The organism is Helicobacter sp. MIT 14-3879 (assembly GCF_003364125.1).
Window position 1 is genome coordinate 1 of sequence record NZ_NXLP01000149.1, and the last position, 1405, is coordinate 1405.

General features: G+C 38.9%; 1 protein-coding gene. It reads right to left on the minus strand.

Annotated features, from left to right (window positions below):
* Positions 1-1405 (minus strand): flagellin A (locus tag CQA44_RS12045; RefSeq protein WP_115547426.1); only part of this gene is annotated, 1405 nt, incomplete at both ends.

The window sequence follows — 1405 nt, forward strand, 5'->3', positions numbered from 1 at the left end:
TAAAGTTTGCAGATTCTTGTGCAAAATCTACTTCTCTGATTTGAGATTCAGCTGCTTTAACATTGACTTGTGTTACAGAAATGTTATTCACAGTTGAAATCATTTGTCCTTGAACAGAACCTAAATCCGCTCGAATTCTATCAAGAATCTTTGTAGCAGATTCAGCAATATCCATGACCACCATAGCACCGCGTAAAGTCGTAACACCAGCACCAAGATTTGCACCGCCACTTGCAACAACAGCATTATAGTTTGCGCCCGCAGCTGATTTAACATCTTTGTTAAACTCGCCCATTGTATCTCTCAGATTCACAACAGTTTTTGCAACTCTTTGTGGATCAAATCCTAGTGCTTTATATTCACTTTTTGCATTAGCCGCAGACACAACAATAATGTCGCGTGAATCCAGTCTAGTAAGTGAAAGTCGTCCATAGTTTTCAGAGCCTTTGCCATGTAGCTTTTGTCCGCCATTCATTGATGAAACTGCTGTTGGCGGAGTTTTGCCATTTTGACCCGGCTTAGTTTTCGCTGTGCTCACTTTAATGCCTCTACCATCTGTGCTTCTAAGCATTAAACGACCTCTCTCATCAGTATAAGCTTCAACACCTGTTAGATTAGTAACCGCATTGAAAGCCTGCACTAGACGACCATCTGAATCTCCAGCTTTGATGTCATTAATATCACCTAAAGTGAGTCCATTAATAACAACATCTGACATTGAACCAGATTTAATAACTTCATCAGAAGTAGAGATAACATTGGCTACCGCTCGGATACCCGTTTTGTCTGAATTTTTGTTGATAACTTCAGCTAAAACGCCAATTCCTGTCCCTACACTTGTGGAAATCTTAACAGATTGAAGTTTAACATCATTAACACCATCAACATTTTTGAAAGTAATGCCAACAGTATTTGATGCGGTAATCACAGCACCTGTTTGGATTCTAACTTGTCCGATTTTATCACTTGTTGTCGCACCAATTGAAGCCTTAATAGATTCATTAGAGAAAGCACCCACTTGAAATTCTTTGTTGGTAAAAGAACCAGAGAGCAATTTTTGCCCATTGAAAGAAGTAGTATTCCCAATCATATCAAGACCCTGAATAAGTCTGATGATGTCTGACTGAATAGCTCTTCTTGATTCTGTGGTTTGCCCATCTTGAGCTGCTTGAGTAGCTTTAACTTTTACCGTATCAAGAATTTTAAGTTGTTCATCCATTGCTTTATCAGCAATTTGGATAATCCCCATAGCATCATTAGTGTTGCTAATAGCCTGACCTAATGCACTTGCTTGACTTCTTAAGCTGTCTGCAATAATCATACCTGAAGCATCATCTGCTGCTTTGTTGATTCTCAAACCTGAACTTAACTTTTCCAAAGAATCTTTAAGACCTCTTTGGGTAAC